Below are 22,390 nucleotides of genomic sequence, written 5' to 3' on the forward strand. Positions count from 1 at the left end.
GCTATTTCTTAAGCCATTTTACAATTTCATCCGCAATGATTTCATGCCCCGCCTGATTCGGGTGATTGACGTGGGACATGTACTTTTTTAGTTCTCCCTGTTTGCCGACCTGTTGAAATTTTGGATACGGATCAGCCAGACCAATATGGTATTGCTGAGCCAGTTGTCGAATCTGTTGAATGTGCGGCTCAAGTGGATTCTTTGAATCGGTAATATCTATTCGCTGATCCGGTGAGGGAGTGAGCAAAATAATTTTTACACCTTTATTCAGGGCCGCCTGAATCATTTTCTCCCAGGCTTCGCGGACTTTGGTAATATCGGAAAAGCGGTCGTTCAGGGCGTAATCAATAAATAGTACGTCGGGCTTGTGAACGAGTACATCTGACTCAAACCGGGTTTGCCCTTTGATGGCGTTCTCTCCTCCGATAGCTGTCACAATTACGTTAATCACCGCGTAAGGATACTGCTTTTTCAACTTAGCCAGTACCAGATTTGGATACGATTCCAACGTATGTACTTCATGGTCGTGCCAGAAACCAGCTGGTACGGAGTGCCCATGAAACACCAGATTGACCGTGCGGTTTTTCGGCCAGACCGTGTTCAGTTCGTTCCTGACATCGGCCAGATACGTAGTGGAATCAGCCTGTTGAGCCAGACATACGCCTGAAAGATTGAGTAGGATCAGCGTCAGTATGGTGTTCATGGCTAATCTGTTTTAAGTTTTCGACAAGAAGTGGAGAATGAACACTTTTGTCATTCTGAGGAACGAAGAATCTTAAAGTATCCTTACTTGAGAATTAGGAAATCTTAAGATCCTTCCTGCGTCAGGATGACAAAAGTAACTACCCATAATCCACGTTAATAAAGCTATTTTTTCGGTAGGTATTTTTCGAACCAATCGGCCACTACGTTCAGGTCTGATTCCCAGGTTTCGTCCCAACCATGCGCTCCGCCTTTGTGGATGATTAACTCAGCCGGTACACCGGTTTCCTTTAATTTGGCAATGAATCGTTCTGACTGCTCGAGCGGCACAATGGGGTCTACAGTTCCATGTAAAAGCAGCGTCGGGGGCGTTTCTTTAGTGACAAAGTTGATGGGTGATAACGATTGCATCAGTGTTCGTTTCTCTTCCCTTGATTTACCGTCCACGCCAAACTGTGGCCAGTAGCGCCGTACCGTATCACACTCGACAAACAACCGGCCCGGATTCCCGTAATTGACCAGATCAGCAGGTGGGAAAAAACAGGCAACAGCCTGCACCCGACTGGAAACCTTATTGACCGGGTCAATGGACGTACTGGTTTTGGTTGTATCGGGAAAGGCAGGGCGACCAACACCAGTACCGATTGAAATTGACAAGTGGCCACCCGAACTCATCCCCGATACGCCTAGTCGATTCGGATCGACCCCGTATTCAGCCGCGTGATACCGAACGTAGCGCACCGCCCGATGGATATCCTGGATTACTTCCGCTACGTTGTACTTCGGTGCCGACCCATGCAGAATCAGGAAAACCGTTTGCCCACGATCGGTGAAATAGTGAAAATGTTTCTCCCGTTTTTCGATCATGCTAAAGTCGGAATGCCAGCCACCACTGAGTAAGTAGATGACCCCGATACCATTGGGTTTAGCAGGTTTCAATACGTCCATCGTCAGCGACGTACCAAACTTACGCCCATAAACCACATCCCGAATATGAGTGACACCGGTAGAAATCGACTGCCCTGTTGACTGACTACCCGAAACGGGCTGACTTACACGCGAACAGGCACTAGCGATAGCCAGCAGAAAGAGGTACCCGATGTACTTTTTCATAACTAAGATTAGTCATTTTTTGTCATCCTGAGGCACGAAGGATCTTAACGTATCCTGATTCTCTAGTAAAGACGCTTTAAGATCCTTCCTGCGTCTGGATGACAAAAGTATTCGTAAGGCATTGATGATAAATCAATTAACCTCAAATCGCCTTACTCACAATACTACGTTAGCGAGAAGTTTGAATCGTCACCGGACCTAACAAACCAGATTCAATCAGCGGTAATTCGCCCCAGGGAACCAAGTTTTTATTCGCTTTCGTGATGTTCGTTTTGGTGAATTTCTGGCCTGTGATGGCATCACCCGTCAGCCGGTTCGACCAGGTGTTTGCTACGTCAATTTTTAGTGAATTAGCACCTGGTTTAAGCGCATTTGTGATGTCAACACGATAGGGTGAAGTCCAGATAATGCCCATTGGTTTATTGTTCAGCCATACTTCCCCGATTTTTGCCACCGAGCCTAAGTCAAGATAAACCGGTTGATTTTTAGACGTATTACTTTCCGGTTTGTATTGAAAGGTTTTCTGGTACGTTGCAATACCCGAAAAGAATTTTATACCCTTCTGATCTGATTTTGTCCAGGAAATTAGCCGAGGCAACGTAGCAGATTCAGGTGCGCCCCAGCCTTTGGGGAACGTGAGTTGCCAGGAGCCAGTCAACGTCATTACGGGTTTTGTATTTCCTAAATTTATCCCGTCGACATTCGCTACGTTCTTAGTAGGCGACGTAGCGGTTTTGCTGAAAACCACAAAGTAAGCGCCATACGGTGGAAGTGTAACCGTCATACTGGTACGTCCCCCCGCCTGACTGTACCCGGTTATGGGCGTAACCTCTCCCGAAACTGGATTCCAAATCTCTGGCGTTTTGCCCTGCTGCCGGAATTGACATGGTTTGGAAACCCACTGATTGGTGGTGTTACGTATCAGGTAAAAATCCAGATCACTACGTTGGTAATGAATATAATCGATGGGCGTGTGTCGCTGATCAGCTTTTTGATCGGGATAGCTGAAATCAGGCGAAATTTTCAGCGATTGTAAAGTTTCCAACGGCGATGCTGTTGGTTCGACTAGTCGCGCGCCCTTTGCCATTAACTTCGCTAGTTTCGCCCGGACTTCCGCCGGAATCCGTCCCTCCCTACCCAGATGCAAAACCCCGTATCGACCCACGCCCGGCAATACCCACTGGCCATTTTCAACCGTCAGATCACGTAGCAGTACTTCGGTATTGATGACCTCGTAATCATAGCCCGGCCCGACAACGTAGCGTGTATTTTTCGGTGGAATCAGATTCGGAATGTTGTCCCCGTAATAATGCAGTACGTCGGCCACGAAGTCCGTTTTTTGCAGGATGTGCGAAATACGGCCAAGGTAGTCGTTGAACGGTTTGCTCTTGGGCCACCAGCCGTTCCGGTCATTGTAATGCGTACCCGCAAAGTAGGCAATTCCCGGATACCCCATGTTCGACGGATTATGCGTAAAACCGTGAATCACAAGTCGGTTTAGCCCTTCGCAGAAAGAACGGTCGGCCAGCGGTTTCAGATCGGAAGGGCCTTCCTGCCAGTCCCAATAGCTTGTAAATGACTCCTCTTCGACGATCCCGCGTTTGTAGATGTGTGACGCAGCGGCAATTTCCTTCACCAGATAAATCATATCGACCAGACTATCCTTATCATTCTCCATGAAGAAGGTACGATTATACCAGAACTCGCCACGAGGTACGTCCAACGCACCCAATGCTTTCAGCGTTTCAACCGGAATATGGTGCAAATGCCCCGGCCCTCCCGACTCCGAAATGATCTGTAAACCATAGCTGTTGCAGATTTCTTTCGACTTCCGATAATGATTGTTGATCATCAGTTCGGAAAGCGTTTTGTCGAAATCGAATAGAAAGCTTTTGGCCATTTCTGGCTGGTACCAACCTTTATTAAAAATAGCGGGCAAAAACTTGTACAGGTCGTAGCCGTGCAGTTTTCGGAACGTAGCAGGAAGCGTAGGCGTCCAGGTAAACTCTTTGGCTTCGTAACTGGCCAAGTACAGATTTTTGAGCGGACTCTTGCTGAAATCTCCGATGAGGGGCTTCAGCTTGTTAATGAAATACATCACGTGCATCCGCGTAGCTGTCGAATCAAAATGGTCGATGATGGGGCCAACCGAATTCGGCGTCGGACGTATCAACTGCTCGCCCGAATTGGAGCAGATGTAGCGGTAAATATCCCAATCGCCCGCTGGGGCTTTCCAATTTAGTTGCTCGGTTTTCGGATCAAAAAAGGCCGATACGTTCACAATTTTGGTCGTATCTAACTGCGATTGCTGGCCTGCTGGTAACGCGATGATGGCAATTTCTTGGTAATAAGCCGGTTTACCATCCGGCCCGTAAACAATCGGACGTTTATTTCCTTGTCGGTCAGGAGTAATAGCCGGAAACGGTAAGTTGACCGTCTGTTGACTAGCGCCCTGATGCGTCGTTTTTGAGAAATATATCGTTTTAGCGGCATGTTTGGGCGTAACCCACGTACCACCTGCATTCCAGCTACTAGCCAGATTCAAGCCCACTTCAAGGCCCAGTTTACCAGCTTCTTTTATCGCCATATGAATCGTTTTCACCGACGCATCGCTCATAAAAGCTGGTCCCGCCGGAATTACCTGATTTAGATCGCTGGCTGGTGGTAAACCAATCTCAAAAATATCGACCCCACCCAGCCCGGCATTCTTGATCGATTTCAGTTCTTCTTTCAATCGAACCGTATCGACGTAGCCATTCAGCCACCACCAATACACCTTGGGCCGAGCAGTGATGGGTGGATTTTTGAAAGCTGCTTTTAACGTAGCGTAGTTAATTGGATCGGCCTTCGGCCTGGTTCCAAGAAATGAAACTAAAGTAACTAACAGTCCAAGCCCTAACAAGTAGGATAAGAGTTTCATGGGAAGGGAAATTTAAGATCGGAGGTTTTTGTCATGCTGACGAAGGAAGCATCTTAAGGTTTCTAAACGTGTCAGTTAGGATGCTTTAAGATGCTTCCTTCGTCAGCATGACAAAAAAGTACGACAAAATCTACTACCAAAACACCACCAGATCGCCCGTTGCGTTTTCGACAACGTAGTGATTGCCATACTTTTTGTCGCCGGATTTGAAAGGTACTTGCGGCTTTTTACCCCACGGATAACCGGTATTGGCATACACGTGGAGTCGCTGTTCCGTAACGTCCTCATCGGGGTAGATACGTACCGTCGCGTTCTTCAAGCCCGTCAGTCGGACGCACCGTTTCATGTGCTGCACCCCCGACGTCATCTCCTGGCACGACACAATACCATCCTGTTGGTCAATGAAGAACCGACTTTCCCGGTGCCAGGCTTTGGGCATATGGTACACCGAATAGCCATTCTCCAATTCTGTTTCGTAACCAGTTAGAATCGGTGTCCCTTGCGGCATTTTGAACCGATGGGTGAGGGTCGTATTGGGGCAATAGCCCGAGAAGAAAAACCCGTTGCTGCCGCGCGAAATGGTGAGAACCGGGTTTTTGACAGATGGATTTCGTTTATCAATCCGGTAATCGACACCAAACTCTTTAAGAACGTACCGCATCAGTAATGGTCCGGTAAACAGTTGTTCGGGATCGTCGGGAGTCAGGAGTTTGCCGCCTGTAAACTTGCTCGAATTGGTGCCCCGCACGTAAGCTACTTTACCTCCTTTCCAGTCGGGTTTTTCGCGCACCCATACTACGTCACGGCTGTTAGTGCCCTGCGTCATCGTCGCCAGTACGTTGGTGTTAGCCGATTTATCCTTCACCTGAGTTGTCAGGCCACCACCCGAAAACAAAGCCCGGTGCGTGATCTTATCCGGGTAAGCTTTGGCTAGTTTATCGACATTAATGGAGGATTTTAATTGAAAATCACCTTCCAATGCTGAGGTATTCTGAAGATTTAACAGATTCAGAAAGGCGGTTCCGGCGTGATCGGCAGGTCCGTAGACGAGTAGTTTACCACCGTTCTGCACGAAATCAATTAGCGATTTTTCAAGGGAGGAATTAGCTTCAGGAACGATCGAAACCAAAATAGACTCGTTGAAATAAGCGGGTTTCGACGTAATGACTTTCTGGAATGAATTCGTAGAGACAATGGTATTCAGCGGAAAGCCGTTGTTGATCGCCTGTCGGATGAGCCAGTCGCCGTAGTAGATTTCCGGTAGCCGGTCGGGTTGTTTGTATGCCCAGCTATGGTATTCGTCGAACGGATAAACCCAGACGAGCGGGCCGGGTGCTGTCGGTGCATCGTAACGCGCTTTCAGAATGTGGGGTGTCACCTCATCGGGTACTTCAGCGGGCATTTCGCCGTAGGTATTGTCTGCGGTCAGAAAGTTCAGGTGCGTAGGTAGCTTGACTTCACCCTTAGCATTGATACGTGCTACGGCCATGGGCAGGTAAATATCGTGCGGTTCCTGCCCGTAACGATCCAGCCAGGGACTATTTACCCACCACGGATCGTGCGTGTAGTAACGAAACAGGTAACGCTCATCGGGAAGCTCCGCCATACGTGACATATACCCGACCATTTCCAGTCCAAAATCGCCATCCAGCGCAGCCCAAGGGGAATTAGGTGGCGGTAGCATGTTGTATTTACCGCCGTAAATCTGCTTCAAGTCCACACCATCACGCGCTAAATCGGCTCCGGTCGACAAATTGGTGCCCCGCGTCTGGATCTGAAAAGCAGGGCATTCTTTCCGAAACAGGTTCCAGAAGCCAGCAATCAGCTCTCGGGTATTCGCCAGTTTTTCGGGAGCGAAAGCCTTCCCGTTAAAGATGGCTCCAGTCGATGACCAACCTTCTACGCCAAAGCCAAAACCATTACTCAACCAGATGTAATCGTACCCCAAATCGGTGAGAAAATGCTGACTCTGCCGCCCCAGGAACGTACCAAAGGGGGTGCTGGCGGGAATACCTTTAGGGAAGCCCGCGTAGGCTTGATTATCCGCATTCAGTGTTGAATAACAGCTCACCATGGTTTTATGACCCATGGCGTTGCCGCCCAGAATTTCCGGATGTTTTTTGTACTTGAACTCTGATTTGGCAAACTCCGGCCCCGGATCGAACGTAGCACCGATGCGGATGGGTTTTCCCGTAACCTGTTTACCAGCTTCCTTCAGCGTTTGGATAATGAACTTCAGATCGCCGTACGTAAAAGCGGGTGGATTCTCCATGTACAACAAGGCGCGCTGATGCAACGAAAGATCGGCTGGCCCCGACCCGACTTCATGCTCGGTGTTTGGATTGCCCATGTATTTGGCCCATTCGAGCGGCTGACTCATCTTGCCGGTATAATCCAGAATTTCAGAGCCATCCGATGTCCAGAGCATCACCGAAACGGTATCCGTATGACGTAGCAGCGACGACCACTGCGTAAAGAGTTCGGTTGCTACCTGCTGGATGTAGGCTTTGTCGTTCTTTTTAAAGGGTTTGAGCGACAACTCCAGCGTGATGTTATTGAACGATTTGCCACGTAGCGTTGAGTTGTCCAGGTTCGGCATATCGGTACTGTTAGTAAAGCCGAAAACAGCTATACTCAATACACAGATAAAGGCTAGGAGTTGAGCACGCATAAGTTAAAAAGGTTAGGTACTTCCTTTTTTTGTCATGCTGTGGCACGAAGCATCTTAACGTGTCCAAACTTGAGGGTAAGGAAATCTTAAGATGCTTCCTCCGTCAGCATGACAAAAACGCTTCTAATATCCTGTATTCTGCTTTAGGGCGGGATTTAGGTCAATTTCGGTTTGTGGGATGGGGAATAGTAATTCGAAATCCTGCACCGAAAAATTGAGCTTTTGACTAGCGTAGTGAGCGTTCAGTACCGTTTGGGCCCGGCCAGTACGTACCAGATCGAACCAGCGGTGACCTTCGTACAGAAACTCGACCCGCCGTTCGCGCTCAAGTGCTAGTCGTGTGTCCGCCTGAGACAATCCTGCTAAAGCCGTTAGTTTAGACCGTTGTCGCACCTGGTTGAGGTAAGGCAGCGCATCCGACGTTTTACCCTGCTCATTCAGCACCTCGGCGTACATCAGCAATACGTCGGCGTAGCGAAGAATGGTGAACGCAACCGTGCCGTCTGACAAATCAACGGCTTTAAAATCAACGAACTTCAATCCGTAGCGACTGTATGATTTTCGGCCACCAATCAACGTAACGGAATCATTGACGGATATGGCTTTACGTGCATCAGCCGCTTCATACGAACGTATCAAATCAAGTGTAGGAACGATACGTCCGGAACCTTGCAGGTTGTTTGGGAAAATGGCCATGCTTGTAATCGCAGGGGTAAACACGGCTGAAAAGTTATTCCCCAATGATTGTCCCGACAGAAAATCAACTTCCAGAATCGTTTCGGCCAGATTCGTATTCCCATTCGTCGAAAGCGCTTTGTAATCAGCCACCAGCGAATATTGTTTGGCGTCGATCACTTCTTTCAGCTTCGTAGCGGCCAGATCGTACGATTTTTGCGTCAGGTAAACTTTAGCAAGCAGTGTTTTGGCCGTCATCTGCGACGCCCGTGTTTTATCCGCATTCAGCGCGACGGGTAGCAGACTTTCAGCGCTGGTCAGATCAGCGATAATCTGCTTATAGACTTCTTCCTGTGGTTTTAAGGTCAAATCGGCCGATGATACCTGAGCCGGACTACTGAATGTCTGATTGGTAATGGGCACATTGCCGAACAGACGTACCAGATAGAAATAACTGGAAGCCCGTAAAAACTGCGCTTCCCCCTTGATCCGGTTTTTAGCCGTTTGATCGAAGTTGACCGCGTCGATTCGATTCAGGATATTGCTACTCTGCGAAATAGTATACAGACAGCTACTCCAGACGGCCCGCACAAACGCGTTGGTTGGCGTTACGCCATTCTGATCCATCTGCATCTCGTCTGCCGAGGGCGATGACCATTGGATTTCCGCATTGTCGGTCGTCAACTCGGTCATGTATTGGATATTGCTGGAGCTGTACAAGCCTCGCGTGGTGCTGTACACACCGACCAAAGCTGTTTCAAAATCATTCTGATTCTGGTAAAAACTCTGGTCGCTGATCTGATACTCTGGTTTCAGGTTCAGAAATTCGCTACAGGAAGATAGGCTGGCTGTTAGAAATAATATCGCCAATAGTCGATTTTTCATGGCAGGTAAAGGATTTATAATCAACAGATTGATTAAAGAGTTATCCGTAGGCCAAGGGTGTAGGTACGTGGGTTCGGATAGGCAAAAAAGTCAATGCCGCTCCGAGCCAGGTTATCGCCACTCGTACCACCTTCTGGATCGTATCCCGGATATTTCGTGAAGGTGTATAGATTCGTTACGTCCGCATAAACCGAAAGACCCTGAAGTTTGATCTTGCTCAACGTAGTGGCCGGGAACGTATAGGATAGATTTACGTCCCGAATGCGCGTAAACGAGCCATCGAACAGATACTTAGTCGTACCCGCGCTGAAGCCAAAAGCGTAATCGTTTCGAATCGCTCGGGTATATAACCCTGCGCCAGGATTGTCGACTGAACGCCAACGATCGGCAATGACCGATAGCTGATTTTGTACGCCAGCATCGTTGAGCGAAACCTCACCTCCCTGAAAGTAAACCTGGTTTCCATACGTACCGTTAATGCTCACACTCAGGCTAAGATTCCGGTAGCTGAATCGGTTACCGAAACCCCACGTATATTTTGGCCAGGGACTTCCAACAATGGTTCTGTCGGACGTATTAATGGTACCATTTCCGTCCACATCCTGAAACTTATAATCGCCCGGCTGAACGCGAGGGTTTTGCAGAGGGCTTTTACTGATTTCTTCCTGCGTCTGGAAAATACCTTGAATATTGAGCAACCGGAAACTGGAAATTGGGTAGCCAACCTGCGCAACCTGATAATCGGACGTAACGATACGTGCCGCTTCGGAATTGAGTGCCAGTACTTTATTGCGATTCCAGCTAATATTAAAATCGGTGTTCCACTGGAAAGGACCTTTTACAATGTTCTGCGAATTGATGGTCAACTCCAGCCCTTTGTTCTCGACTTCACCGATGTTCTGCACCGAACTCCCAAAACCCGATGCCGAAGGTAACGTAACGTTCAGTAGCAGGTTCTTTTTATAAGCTTGATATGCATCGAACGTAACCGATAGCCGGTTCTGAAACAGCGAAAGATCTATGCCCAGATTCGTTTGTTGCGACTGTTCCCAGGTTAGTTCGTTATTCGCCAGACTGGTTGGTATAATCCCCGATACGATCTGTCCATTCGACACCGTACGTGATACGCCCAAAAGGCCCTGCGTAGCATAGTTCGGGATCAGGTTGTTACCGGCGATCCCGTAACTAGCCCGGATTTTCAGGTCACTGATGGCTGAAACAGATTTCATAAACGGTTCGTCCGACAATCGGTAGGCCAGTGAAACAGACGGGAACGTACCCCAGCGGTTTTTGGCACCGAACCGGGAGCTACCATCCTGCCGAATGGTTGCCGTAAGCAGGTATTTGTTCGCAAAACCATAATTGACCCGTGCCAGCCACGACATGATTGCCCATTCGCTGATGAAGTTTGTACCCGTCGAAACGGTTCCGGCAGCCAGGTAAGGGACATAATCTGTCGAGAAACCCGTAGCGCCAGCCTGTAAAATTTCATCCGAGTTTTTCTGAATGGTGTATCCCACCAACGCATCTACATCGTGTTGCCCGAACTTATGCCGGAAATTGAGCGTGTTTTCGTTCAGCCAGTTCAGGCTTTTGATTTCCGTAGCTCCAGCAGTTGCAGCTCCCGTTCGGCTGGTAGCTAGTCCTACTTTTGATGATTTCCACAGGCGTGTTACGTTGTTGGAGTAGTTGACACCAACGGACGTTTTTAGCACCAGACCTGGCATCAGTTCATACTGTAAATAGTTGTTAGTGAATACATTAGTATTGTTACGTTTATCTGAAAATTCAGCAGCTATCACCACTGCATTTTCGACTGGAATACCCGTTGGGCTGGAAAATTCAGAGTAGGGCGTACCGTCGGCGTTATACGCCGGGATTGTTGGATCACTGGCCAAAGCCGCTGAAATCAATCCACGGAATTGCAGGTGACCCTCCGCGCGGGCGAAATTGCCGTAAGAGTGCGCTCCCGAAAATGATGCACCGATTTTGAGTTTTTCTGTAAGGTGTGCGTCGATATTGGTACGTAGTGTAAACTTGTTGAAGTCGGAGCCAATGATGATTCCTTTATTGGTGAAGTAGCCGCCCGATACGTAGTAGCTGACATCCTTAGCCGTTCCACTGGTTGAGAGTTGATAGTTCTGCACCATACCTTTCCGGAAAATAACATCCTGCCAATCGGTGCCGTAGCCTTGATCGGCAAATTGGCTCAGGTTCCGAAACTCTGGCTTTACCTGCGTAGCCGTGCTCCGAACGCTGTTGGCATCCGTAGCTTTCCCTCCTCCATAGACCCAGGCATTGTCGCGCCCTTCTGCTACGTACTCTGCATATTGACGTGGGGTTAGCAGTTTCAATTTTTTAGCCAGTTCCTGCATGCCAACCGAATACTCGAAGTTGATAGTTGGTTTGCCCAGCTTGCCGCGTTTGGTTGTAATAATAATTACACCATTGGCCCCACGCGACCCGTAGATAGCCGTAGCTGATGCATCTTTCAATACCTGAATTGACTCAATATCAGCAGGATTGATCACGCTTAGCGGGTTAATTCGATTCGTTGTGCTACTGCTGGCGATACCATTGGCGGAGTACGAATTAGATGCAAAATTACTCAGATCAGAACCTCCTCCCCCCGTTCCAATAGCGTATCCATCCACTACGTATAGCGGTGAGTTCCCGCCCGTAATCGAGCTGATTCCGCGTACAATAACATTGACATTACCGCCCGGTGCCCCCGAGTTCTGTGTAATCTGTACACCAGCTATTTTTCCCTGCATCATCTGATCGACACTGGTGGCTGAGGGTACCGGAACCAGTTCTTTGGTCGTTAGGTTGACGATAGAACCCGTCAGGTCTTTTTTGCGCTGTGTACCATATCCTACAACAACGACATCCTGCAATTGCTGCTGATCCGTTTTTAGCGAAATGTTGATCGTAGAGCGACTCCCGACTGGAATTTCCTGGGGAGCGTAGCCAATAAAACTCACGACCAACCTAGCATTCGAATTGACGTTCAGTTTGAAATTGCCGTTTACGTCCGACGTAGTACCGTTGGTAGTGCCTTTCTCGGTTAGGGTGGCTCCCACTAAGGATTCACCATCTTCCGACGCCGTTATTTTCCCGCTGACCGTAACTTTTGCCGACTGAGCAAAGCTAGTGGTTACGGTAGCCAGTATACTCAACATACTGCCAATCACCAGGAGTCGCAGTCGATGAAATAAAAAATGGTCCATGATTAAAAATTAAGGTTTAAGATGGCTGTAATGGGTAATGAATAATGGACAATGTATAGGCAATAGAAGGCTGGTTTTCAATGAATAACTGAGCTAGGTGATCGCTGCATTATCCATTCTACATTACCCATTATTCATTAGATAATGACTGATTCGATTTTAAGGTAATCGGCAATTTTCTGGATCGTAGCGGCATGATGGCCCACACCTAATGCAAAATGGTGCGTTGGTCCGGCACTGATCCAGCGTTTCAGAAAGGTTCGAACGTCAGGTTTGAAGAAACCACGGGTGTTGGTGTTTCCCGTTGGCGGAATAGGGCCCGCAATGGATTCGCCCTCTGCAATGACAAATTTCATCTTCCCCTCGAACGTAGAACTAATACTCAGCATGGTAATCGGCCCTTCCTTAATCTTGAATTCGACACCAGCGCCAAAGCCTGGTTTGCCGTGATATTTTTTCAGACTACGTAGCACCGGCTGGCCTTCGGCAATGGCGATGTTGTGCGGCCCGTCGTGGCCAACGAGTACAAAATCCTCCTTGAAATCAACCGGGTGAAACTCCGCGAAACTGCCCCCGATGCCCAGTCGTTCCATGATGAGCATCGCAATACAGGTTTTCAGGTCCGATTCGCCACACATGGGGAAACCAGCTCCCTGAAGCAATGAATTACCCACGATCAGATTCGACATCACAACGCGTGTATCACTGCCGTCGGGACCATCGTAATAGTAGGCCAGGCCATCCAGTTTTTTCACTTTGATGAATTTCTCCAAAGCCACAGCCGCTTGAGCCGCAATGTGTAAGTCAGAGTCGCGGAGTTTTTCGGAAATAGGATCAGAAACCGGGTCTGGTGTATCGAAGAAATCCAGAATCCGCTCTTTTACGCCGTCAACCTCGTCTTCAGTAGCCTGCTGATATTGCGTTACTATTTCGTGCGCTTCGCACTGAACAATGTGTACCCCAAAGTGCGCCGTCAACATAGTCGAATCGGAGTGCATGTCGAGCATGGCTTCGATGGGGTGACCGATATGCCCAATTCGAGAGGTTTTCAGGTCATGAAGTACAGCTGCTATCCGGCAATATTCTTCGATTTCAGCGTCGGCGGCAGGGTCGTCATGTAAGGTACCAATAATCATTTGCGGCACTTTTTTCCCCATCCGAACGGCCACCCCGGCAAATTCAGGTAGCGAGCAAATGTCATCGTTGTACAATTGCATGTACGTCGATGCCCGGCTGTAATCCATCGCTTTGTCGGGTTGCAACGCCACCAGCACTATGGGTACATCAATACTTTTGATAATGACACCGAACGTACTGGACGTAGCGTAGGTGAGCATATCACAGAAAATCAGGTCAAGGTTAGCCGCGTTTAGCTTTGGTACCATTTCGTAGGCCTTCGATACGTCGTCTACCAACCCAAAGTCAATAATCTCTGCGGCATCGAGCGCTTCGATTTTCTGGATGAAAATGTGCTGTTTCTGCATCATGTCATCCAGTAATCCCTCGAACTGCCCCCAGTATTTGAAATAACCAACGCCGAATACGCCAATTCGCGGCCGAGTCTTTTTTCGTTTTACCAGTTCAGGCTGTTTGAGGGCCAATCCATTTAACGGTTGATCTTTCATATTTTTCAGTTTATGCCTTGATATGGTTTGCTTAGTGCACTAAGTTGATTTTTGAACAAACTCACCCTTAAACTTTCGGTAATCTAAAGGAGAGCGTTTTTGTCATGCTGAGGAACGAAGCATCTTAAGACATCCTAACTATTGAGTGATGATACGTTAAGATGCTTCGTTCCTCAGCATGACAAAAAGCTAGGAATAATCCGGTATGACTTTGGGAGCTTCTGTAGCCTGATTATCAGACAATAACAAAGGTTTGATTTTGGGAATCAAAACGATTAACAACACAAAAGCGAGTGGATATAATAAACCCGACGCAACCCATAATGGTCGATATGAATACTGTTGGATGACAACACCCATCAGTGGATTGAGCAACAAGCCAGACACAGCTCCCGCCGTTCCTGACAAGCCGACGACCGTAGAAGTCGCTTTTTGCCCAAACATATCCGATATGGACGTAATGTAATTCGTGATCCAGAAGCCATGTGCAAACATGAATACCGCCATAAGGGCAACTGCTACGTTAACCGACGATACCCATTCGATAGCTGGGGCCGCTAACGTCAGGAAAGCCGCAATGCCCATAACCGTTTTGCGAGCTTTGTTAACAGAATAATCACGTGCAATGAGTTGCCCTGAAAACCAGCCACCAATGATGTTGGCAATGCCTAGCGCCAGAAAGGGTATCCAGAATAAACCGCCAATCTGCTCAAACGAAACATGCCGGACAGAACTAAGGTATTTAGGTATCCAGAACATCATGAAATAGAAGACCGGATCGAGCAGAAAGCGAATAACAATAAATACCCAGGTCGCCCGTAGTTTGAGTAATGTCAGAAAAGGAACGGTTTCTTCTATCTCCGATTTGACAGCCGTATCAGCGGCCATTGCTTCTTTTTTCCAGGGAGTGAATACCCAAACCAATACCCAGACAATACCAATCAATCCTGGAATTAGAAATCCTCCTCGCCAGCCGTAATGTGCCGATAACCAGATAGTTAACGGAGGAGCTACTACCGCACCAATAGCTGAGCCACCAATGGCAATCCCGTTGGCCAAGGCACGTTCTTCTTTGTCGAACCAGCGATATACCGTCCAGGCTGCCCCCGGAAAGCAGCCACCTTCTCCAATTCCCAGAAAAAACCGGAAGGTTAACAATTGCGAAAAGTTAGTCATTACGGCGTGCAGACTGTTGGCTACGGACCATACACCAACTGAAATAGCCAGCCCAAGTTTACCGCCCACCCGATCAATCAACCAGCCGCCCAGCGTGAACATAATGGCGTAACTGATCAGAAAACTGGTGTTGATCATGCCATATTGGACATCCGTAATCTTAAATTCTTCCTGAATTTTAATAATGGCAATCGACAGTACCTGCCGGTCTAGGAAGCTGAGACCTGTAGCTATAAAGAGAAGGAAAACAATCAGCCAGCGTACGTGTTTTTGCATAAAGCTTAACGCACTAAGTTAACGCTTGCAAAGATATAAGAGCTGAGAGTAGAAAACCTATGATTATGGTACTTTTTTTTTGTTAAATAGAAATATCCCCTCGTATTCTCCTGATTACCATCTGGCTAATTACGGTGCCTGGTTTTCCAGCGTTCATACTTTCCCCGTAATAAATGTACCGCATTCATACCTCCACGCTTCTGACCAAAAAACTCCAGGAACAAAGTGGATTTATTAGGCTTCTCAGTAGGGATAGCCATTCGGATAAACGCGCAGGTAGCTCGTTGCTCACCACAACGTTTGTCGCCACCAGCTTCCGAACCTGCCTCCAGAGCCAGCATGAGAATTTCTGCCATCGGCATTTCCTGAGACTGCGCTTTTACCACCGCCTGCATCACAGCGGTTAATACAGCTTCATCAGCTAACGTATTGCCCTGAATAGAAACACCCGTCGCGGTTAAACTACCACCAGAAGGACTCGTTGCCGTTCCGGTGTAAGTTCTGGGTTGGCCCAGATGTTGACACGTAACGACAGCGTACTGTTGGTGTTCTGGACCAAAATCTGGGTGTTGCAATGCTTCTATAATCGCATCCGGAGAATAGCCTGCCTGAATCATCTCAGCCCCTTTGCGCCGGGCATCTGCATTACTCATTGCCTGGACAATGATAGCTCCCTGACCAGGAATGATTCTACCAATACCACTACAGTTGTGAGTACAGGACGCCCCAGCGATGCCGATTTCACCCGTTTTTTGATTAATAATGATGATTGACCAGGTGGCCCAGCAATAGCCAGACGTTAGAAGAAGAGCAAAACAGAGGAAGACGTATTTCATGCAAACATTTCAGCTTTTTCTTTCAGATGCGATTGATGGGCAACGAGTTGCATCCCACCTTCGTTTCGCGGGATGTCTGACCTAGGACCAGCACATCAGTTACCTGCTTAATTTTTCCAACGAAACCGAGTCCATTTCGTTATCTATTGAGGGTAAAGGCTGGCAGAAACTAATCGATTCGGCCGAGCCGCAGTGGCTGCTACGTCTGTCGACTCTATATCTATGAATGACTCAATGATTTTACCCACTGAAATGCTGATTATCTACTACCTATCTCATGAATAATCCGGTTGCTACGTATCGAATTCAATTTCATAAAGAGTTTACATTCAGTCAATTTGAACGTATCATTCCGTATCTGGATAAGCTTGGTATTCGAACGATTTATGCGTCTCCCATTTTGGGTTCGGTTGCGGGTAGCCAGCATGGCTACGACGTAGTGAATCCAGAGCGGATCAACCCTGAAATTGGCACCCAGGCCCAGTTGACCCGCATTCATAAGCAATTGTCGGAACGGGGCATTGGCTGGATACAGGATATCGTACCTAATCACATGGCCTTTGATCCGTCTAACGGCTGGCTAATGGACGTACTGGAAAAAGGAGAGCGGTCGATTTTCAACTGCTTCTTTGACATTGACTGGACCAGTCCGGTTTACGAAGGCCGACTGATGGTTCCGTTTTTGGGTAATCCGCTGGAAGAAGTGATTCAGAACGGCGAACTGGCTGTAGCCTGGCAGGATAAACGACTGGTAATGACGTATTACGACACCGCTTATCCGATCCATCTGCGCTCCTACACCAGCTTTTTGCAAGCGACTGAAGATAAATCCAGTAAGGCCATCCAGCGCCTGATGGAACAATTGCCCGAACTGGATCAGGTGAACGATGCCACTACGTACAGCCTTCGTAGCCAGGAATGGCAGCTAAAACTGGCTGAACTGCTCAACGATGCTGAGGCTAAATCCTACCTGCGTGCCTGCCTGAAAACCGTGAATACCGATTCTGCTTTGCTTCAGCAAGTGCTTGATGAGCAGGTGTATCGCTTATGCTTTCACGGCGAAACCGATTGGCAGATTAACTACCGACGTTTCTTTACGGTCAACAGCCTGATTTGCCTGAATATCCAGAACCCAGTTGTTTTTGAGCATGCCCATGAGCACACGAAAAATCTGCTGAAAACAGGCGTAATTCAGGGATTGCGCGTCGATCATATCGATGGCTTACACGATCCCAGCCGGTATCTGGAACAACTTCGGGAAATGGCGGGTGAGGATGCCTATATCGTAGTTGAGAAAATTCTGGAAGCAGGCGAAGCCCTTCCCTCCAACTGGCCCATTCAGGGTGAAACGGGATATCAGTTTCTAGCTCAGGTTAATAACCTGTTTACCCAAACGGGCAGCCAGCAAAAGTTCACCCAGTTTTATACGAAGTTATTGGGCGAAAAGCAGGTTATCTCACGCGAGTTGCACGACAAAAAAGCGTACATTCTTGATGAACACATGCGGGGTGAGCTGGCTAATCTTACTCGGTTGTTTCAGGAATTGAACCTAATCGAAGAGAAAGAGTTAGCCGCTTTACCCGATGATACGTTGAAAGGCGCCATCCGTGAGTTTCTGATTCAGTGCCCAGTCTACCGCTACTACGGCAATTGCCTGCCGCTGGAAAAAAGCGAAACAGACGCAATACAGGCCATTTTGGAGCGGGTTCGTACCCGTAAACCAAGTCTTAAACCAGCAGCTGACCTACTGGAAGACGTATTACTGACCAAGCCACTAGCGGGCGATGGCGACTACAACAGCCGGGCACTACGTTTCTATCAGCGCTGTATGCAATTTACCGGTCCGCTGATGGCCAAAGGAGTGGAAGACACGCTCATGTACACCTATACCCGCTTTATTGGGCATGACGAAGTGGGTGACTCCCCGGAGTTCTTTGGACTGAATGTCAAAGACTTTCACCAGCATATGCTTGATCGACTGACTAATTGGCCGTTGTCGCTGAACGCTACGTCGACCCACGACACCAAGCGGGGCGAAGATGTACGCAGTCGGTTGAACGTACTGACCGATTTGGCCGACGAATGGTTTACCGAAGTTGAAGCCTGGCAGCAACTCGCCCGCGATCTTAAGAAAAAGAACGTACCTGGAATGGATGGGACCGAAGGAGATGCCCCCGATGTGAACGATGAGTATTTCATTTATCAAACATTGGTAGGTGCTTATCCAATGCCTACGGTCAACTCTTCGGGTGACTCAGAACGTAGTGCTTTTTTACCCGGTCAGGACGAACAAAACTTCGCAGAGCGGCTGGGCGAATATTTGCAAAAAGCGCTACGTGAAGCGAAACGTAATTCGACATACACCGAACCCAATGAAGCCTACGAAGAAGCGACCAAAGCATTTGCCCGTCAGTTACTAGAGCAGAAAAAGCCTTTCTGGGAGCGGTTTGAGCCATTTTGTCGACGTATAACCGACCTGGGAATTATCAACTCTTTAGCGCAGGTGATACTAAAATTTACCTGTCCCGGCGTACCAGACGTGTATCAGGGCTGCGAAGGCTGGGACTTGAGTTTGGTCGACCCCGACAATCGGCGGCCTGTCGATTATGATCAGCGTCAGGGTTGGCTGGAGGAGTTGACAGGACGTGACACGGTCGATCAATGGGACGACTTATGGAAACATCGCTACGATTCCCGGATTAAACTCTGGCTGGTACATATACTCCTGAACGAACGGAAGTTACAGGCCGACCTGTTTGCGAATGGGCACTACGTTCCTCTCCAGATCGAAGGACGTTATAAACAGAACGTATTGTCCTTTGCCCGGCGCTATCAGCGAGACTGGTACGTAGTAGCGGTTCCATTAGGAATTGCTCAACTGTGTCAGGAGCAGAAAACCGACGTAGTATCGCTGAATTGGGGGAACACCCGAATCGTTTTACCCGACAAAGCGCCTGTTCAGTGGTGGCACCGACTCATAGACGTAGCAGGTAGTGCTGAAAACGGGATTTTATTGACCGACCTGTTTACCTTTTTGCCCCTGGCTATTATCAAACTAAACTAGCTACTTTCTGAACGTAGCGCTGGCACTCCGCGGAACACGCTCAAAATCGATTTATAATCCGATTTTCGAGTAGGGTATCCGAATTCCTTTGACCCGATAAAAATAGGGATCAAGAAACCCGTTCAGACATTCCTTGACTCCACAAGCTGAGTAATTTAGGCAATACGTAACTAGCAACTCGTTCCGACCATTAACTGCTTGTGGGTGAATAGCGGGTGTATAGTATCTGGCATACTTACCATATAGATACTCTTTAATACTATACACCTTTTTACGAGCTGTAAAGGGCCCTGTTGGACTGTTAGCTGTAGCGATATATATAGCGCGGGAGGAATCACAATTGAAACCTTGGTCCATTGTCACCAGGATGTATTTTCCATTCAGGTACGCCACATAGCTGCTACCCAAACCATCCGTTATGCGGGAAGTAGTGCCGGTAACCGGTTTGCTATCCCAGGTAGTACCATTCCAGAATGTCCAGGATTGAGGATTGCTTAGCGGAAAACGGGCTACATACAGGTTCGAGCTATAACCAAACCCTGTATAGTGCGAACCAAACGAATAGATATACCCATCGGTTGCTTTTACCATACCATTTGCGTAATTAATAGCAGCCTGGCCACTCATTCCGGCGGGCGTAGTTCGGATTACCGACCACTGGTTTCCAGTACTTTGAGTGAGAATATAAAGCGATTGATTGGTAGGATCCAGCCCTCTTCCTTCACTACACTGTAGGTACACGAGGTTATCTATTTCAACACCGGGACCGGGCCAGGCAAAGGTGTTGTTGGGCTGGATATTACAAATCTGTTTGGGGCGCCCCTGAGCGCTATTGTTGATCGTCATGCTGGGCGTGGCGGTGTTGTCCCAGTTCGTTGCCGATGGCTGAATCAAAATGGAGTTTCCATAACTAAAGAAATGATTACAGTCGAATTTTCCATTGGCCTGTAACGAGCTGCCGTCCCAGGCATCCTGAGTTACCCAAAGCACTTTTCCTTTGTTGGCACCCCAGGTAAGTGGTATGCTGGTGCCCTCGTCAAATGCGACGGCTCCCTGCGATTTCTGGTTCCGATTAAAGAACCGTACGATCTGGTCGTCGCGATACGTATCGGCTGTTTGGGGCGTAAATACCCATTTTTGTTTATCGCCGGTACCGGCGATTTCCTGGACAATAGCCTTACCGTTATGGGTCGAAGCGTCAGCATTGGTTATGGCCAGACCATTGCTTTTGTTGATAATACGAGTGCAACAGGTATCAATCCGCTCCAATCGCCAAAGCTGTTTATCGGCCACAGTAGACGATTCTGAAGCCTGCTGGAGTTGTGTGCCGACTACCGTTGTACCCTTAGGAACTTCTAAGACTTTTCCGCTGAATACATTGCGAATGTGGTAATACCTAACATCGCCAACGGTCAATTTGTAGATAACGTACCATTGCTGCCAGCCATCTGTTTCACCCGTTGTAATGGATGCGGCATTTTGCCCAATCTTGCGCTGGTCATTAAATTTCTCGTTATAGAGCAGATTACCTGTCACTTCCATGAATTTGCCACCGGTTACACAGGAAAGTGTGTACATGCCGTAATCAGGAAGTTGAACCGCTGTTTGGGCTGAAGCCGTGTTTTCTACCAGTGGAGCTGACTGAAAGCTATCTGAATTTTCATTTCCGGGCAGGAACAGCGGTATACCCGCAATTAAGCAGAGAAATAGACTTTTTTTCATAGCCAGTTAGGGTTACGGATTGACTAAATGACCTATTCTTAACCGAAGCCGGTGACTTTCATGAACTGCGAGCAACATTCTCTCAACTCTTCCATAGATAGTTACCCCTACTCTACGGGAGTTAGAGGTGAGTCTCTTTGGGGCTTAATTTACTAATTTCACCTAACCTGCGAAATATCCCGGTTAAGAAGCAGATACATGAAAACTCTTTCATTTTGAGGAGCATCATGTGAGAGTCTATAACCACCTGATAAGAAATAAAGTCTACTGAAGTTGCATCTATCATAGCAGAAATCGAAGAGCTGACGGAAGTATGTCCGCTCTTTTCGGTATAAATTGGCCTTTCTCCGACCAATTTTCGTCTCTTGAAACAGTAGTCCACCTTTTTGGCACCAGAGTCCACCTCTTTCTGTCTGCCGTCGGCTAGACTTGCAGAGTGGTTTAGCCTCACTTTGGTTAATCAGTTTTCGATGATCTGAAGCGGTTTCCCGAACTCCTCTTTTAACCTGATGCCTATGGACTCGTTTAACGTTACTGGCCAGTTCCACAGGCCCACTCTTGTACATTCATTCCCAAGTCGAAGAAACGACCAGTACCTGGTCGTAACGCTAGATGGACAATGGCGACAGTCAGGACCGGCTCATTTAGCCTCATCTCAAGTCTATTTACGATAATAGTTCCTCTTTCAGGCATGAAATCGACTCCTCACTTAAAACCTCATATACCCGATGGCACACCCCAGGTGAGCTGGCTGCTGGCAGAAGGCAACTATACCCATCTGCATTTTCATAACGGCAGTCAGTATTTGTTGGCCATCACCCTGTGCAAAGTCTGCCAACGCTATCCCTATCTGTTGCGGCTCAACAAACAGTTGGCGGTTGATCCTACATTGATCGTGGGTTGGCAAAGGCTTGCTGCTAAACAGATGATTGTGGTACTGGAACGCTGGGGCAATAGGCAGACTGTGGTGGTTTCACGTCGGCGCATCCGTGAGGTAAGACAGTTGTTACGCCAGATTAAAGGCTAATCCAGGTTTGGGCGATCAAGGATTTGTCTACCAGTCTAATAGAATGCAATGATCTTGCTCTGGCAGACAAGCCGTTGCGTTGCTAGCTGTATGGTACCATTCACTTTAGCCTTGACTAAATCCTAAAGACTTTTAGTCAGGGCATAAACTAACCCCTGGTAATTGTTGACTTTTTTTATGACTAGTCCCTGTTTGTTAACCAAACTGTCATTCGCTCCAGCGGTGATTTTACCTATCAATTTATCATTTTGACGCTTTGGATAACCTCATAAAGCAATTTAAGGGACTGGTATCAAAACCGAGATGACTGTATCCTCTCATTAATAAAACCAGGAACATCGCTGCTGGTAACGTATCGGCAGCGATGCTTTTTTATAGCCATTTGCAACAGAAAACACGTCGAAAACCGAACTTTTAGGCCATTCCTCTCCGTTGCCCGATAGTCCGATTAATCGTTTTCATTCGTCC

General features: G+C 47.9%; 12 protein-coding genes. 2 read left to right on the forward strand and 10 right to left on the reverse strand.

Translation table 11 applies throughout. The features are described from left to right. Position 1: 1 nt before the first annotated feature. The 9 genes from IC229_RS25450 to IC229_RS25490 form a co-directional block, all read right to left on the reverse strand. Positions 2–703, reverse strand: coding sequence for an SGNH/GDSL hydrolase family protein (locus IC229_RS25450; protein ID WP_190890238.1), 702 nt, complete (start codon positions 701–703; stop codon positions 2–4). Between the two features lie 164 nt (positions 704–867). Continuing rightward, complete coding sequence (locus tag IC229_RS25455; protein WP_190890240.1) at positions 868–1,815, reverse strand: alpha/beta hydrolase; 948 nt, start codon at positions 1,813–1,815, stop codon at positions 868–870. 169 nt (positions 1,816–1,984) lie between these two features. Beyond that, positions 1,985–4,735 (reverse strand): glycosyl hydrolase, encoded by a 2,751-nt coding sequence (locus IC229_RS25460; protein WP_190890242.1) that lies wholly within the window; start codon positions 4,733–4,735, stop codon positions 1,985–1,987. A gap of 133 nt (positions 4,736–4,868) precedes the next feature. Further along, on the reverse strand, positions 4,869–7,406 hold the full coding sequence (locus tag IC229_RS25465) for a hypothetical protein (RefSeq protein ID WP_190890244.1): 2,538 nt from the start codon (positions 7,404–7,406) through the stop codon (positions 4,869–4,871). A gap of 123 nt (positions 7,407–7,529) precedes the next feature. Then, positions 7,530–8,966 (reverse strand): RagB/SusD family nutrient uptake outer membrane protein, encoded by a 1,437-nt coding sequence (locus IC229_RS25470; protein WP_190890246.1) that lies wholly within the window; start codon positions 8,964–8,966, stop codon positions 7,530–7,532. 32 nt (positions 8,967–8,998) lie between these two features. Continuing rightward, positions 8,999–12,196 carry a SusC/RagA family TonB-linked outer membrane protein gene (locus tag IC229_RS25475; protein ID WP_190890248.1) on the reverse strand — a complete coding sequence of 1,066 codons (3,198 nt, stop codon included), beginning with the start codon at positions 12,194–12,196 and terminating at the stop codon, positions 8,999–9,001. A gap of 137 nt (positions 12,197–12,333) precedes the next feature. After that, the gene (locus IC229_RS25480; protein ID WP_190890250.1) at positions 12,334–13,821 is read right to left on the reverse strand and encodes an L-fucose/L-arabinose isomerase family protein; all 1,488 of its coding nucleotides are present in this window, start codon (positions 13,819–13,821) and stop codon (positions 12,334–12,336) included. Between the two features lie 189 nt (positions 13,822–14,010). Next, positions 14,011–15,273, reverse strand: coding sequence for an MFS transporter (locus IC229_RS25485; RefSeq protein ID WP_190890252.1), 1,263 nt, complete (start codon positions 15,271–15,273; stop codon positions 14,011–14,013). A 125-nt stretch (positions 15,274–15,398) separates the two neighbouring features. After that, on the reverse strand, positions 15,399–16,109 hold the full coding sequence (locus IC229_RS25490; protein ID WP_190890254.1) for a DUF1028 domain-containing protein: 711 nt from the start codon (positions 16,107–16,109) through the stop codon (positions 15,399–15,401). A gap of 277 nt (positions 16,110–16,386) precedes the next feature. Between IC229_RS25490 and treY the strand changes: the two genes are divergently transcribed. Beyond that, a complete protein-coding gene (gene treY / locus IC229_RS25495; protein WP_190890256.1) occupies positions 16,387–19,173 on the forward strand; it encodes a malto-oligosyltrehalose synthase in 2,787 nt (928 codons plus the stop codon). Positions 19,174–19,224: 51 nt separating this feature from the next. Here treY and IC229_RS25500 read toward each other — a convergent pair whose 3' ends face one another. Then, on the reverse strand, positions 19,225–20,895 hold the full coding sequence (locus tag IC229_RS25500) for an RICIN domain-containing protein (protein ID WP_190890257.1): 1,671 nt from the start codon (positions 20,893–20,895) through the stop codon (positions 19,225–19,227). Positions 20,896–21,586: 691 nt separating this feature from the next. Here IC229_RS25500 and IC229_RS25505 point away from each other — a divergent pair. Further along, positions 21,587–21,922: a LytTR family transcriptional regulator DNA-binding domain-containing protein gene (locus IC229_RS25505; RefSeq protein ID WP_190890259.1), complete on the forward strand. Its 336-nt coding sequence runs from the start codon at positions 21,587–21,589 to the stop codon at positions 21,920–21,922. Positions 21,923–22,390 lie beyond the last annotated feature (468 nt).

It is taken from the genome of Spirosoma profusum (assembly GCF_014699005.1).
Lineage (GTDB): Bacteria > Bacteroidota > Bacteroidia > Cytophagales > Spirosomataceae > Spirosoma > Spirosoma profusum.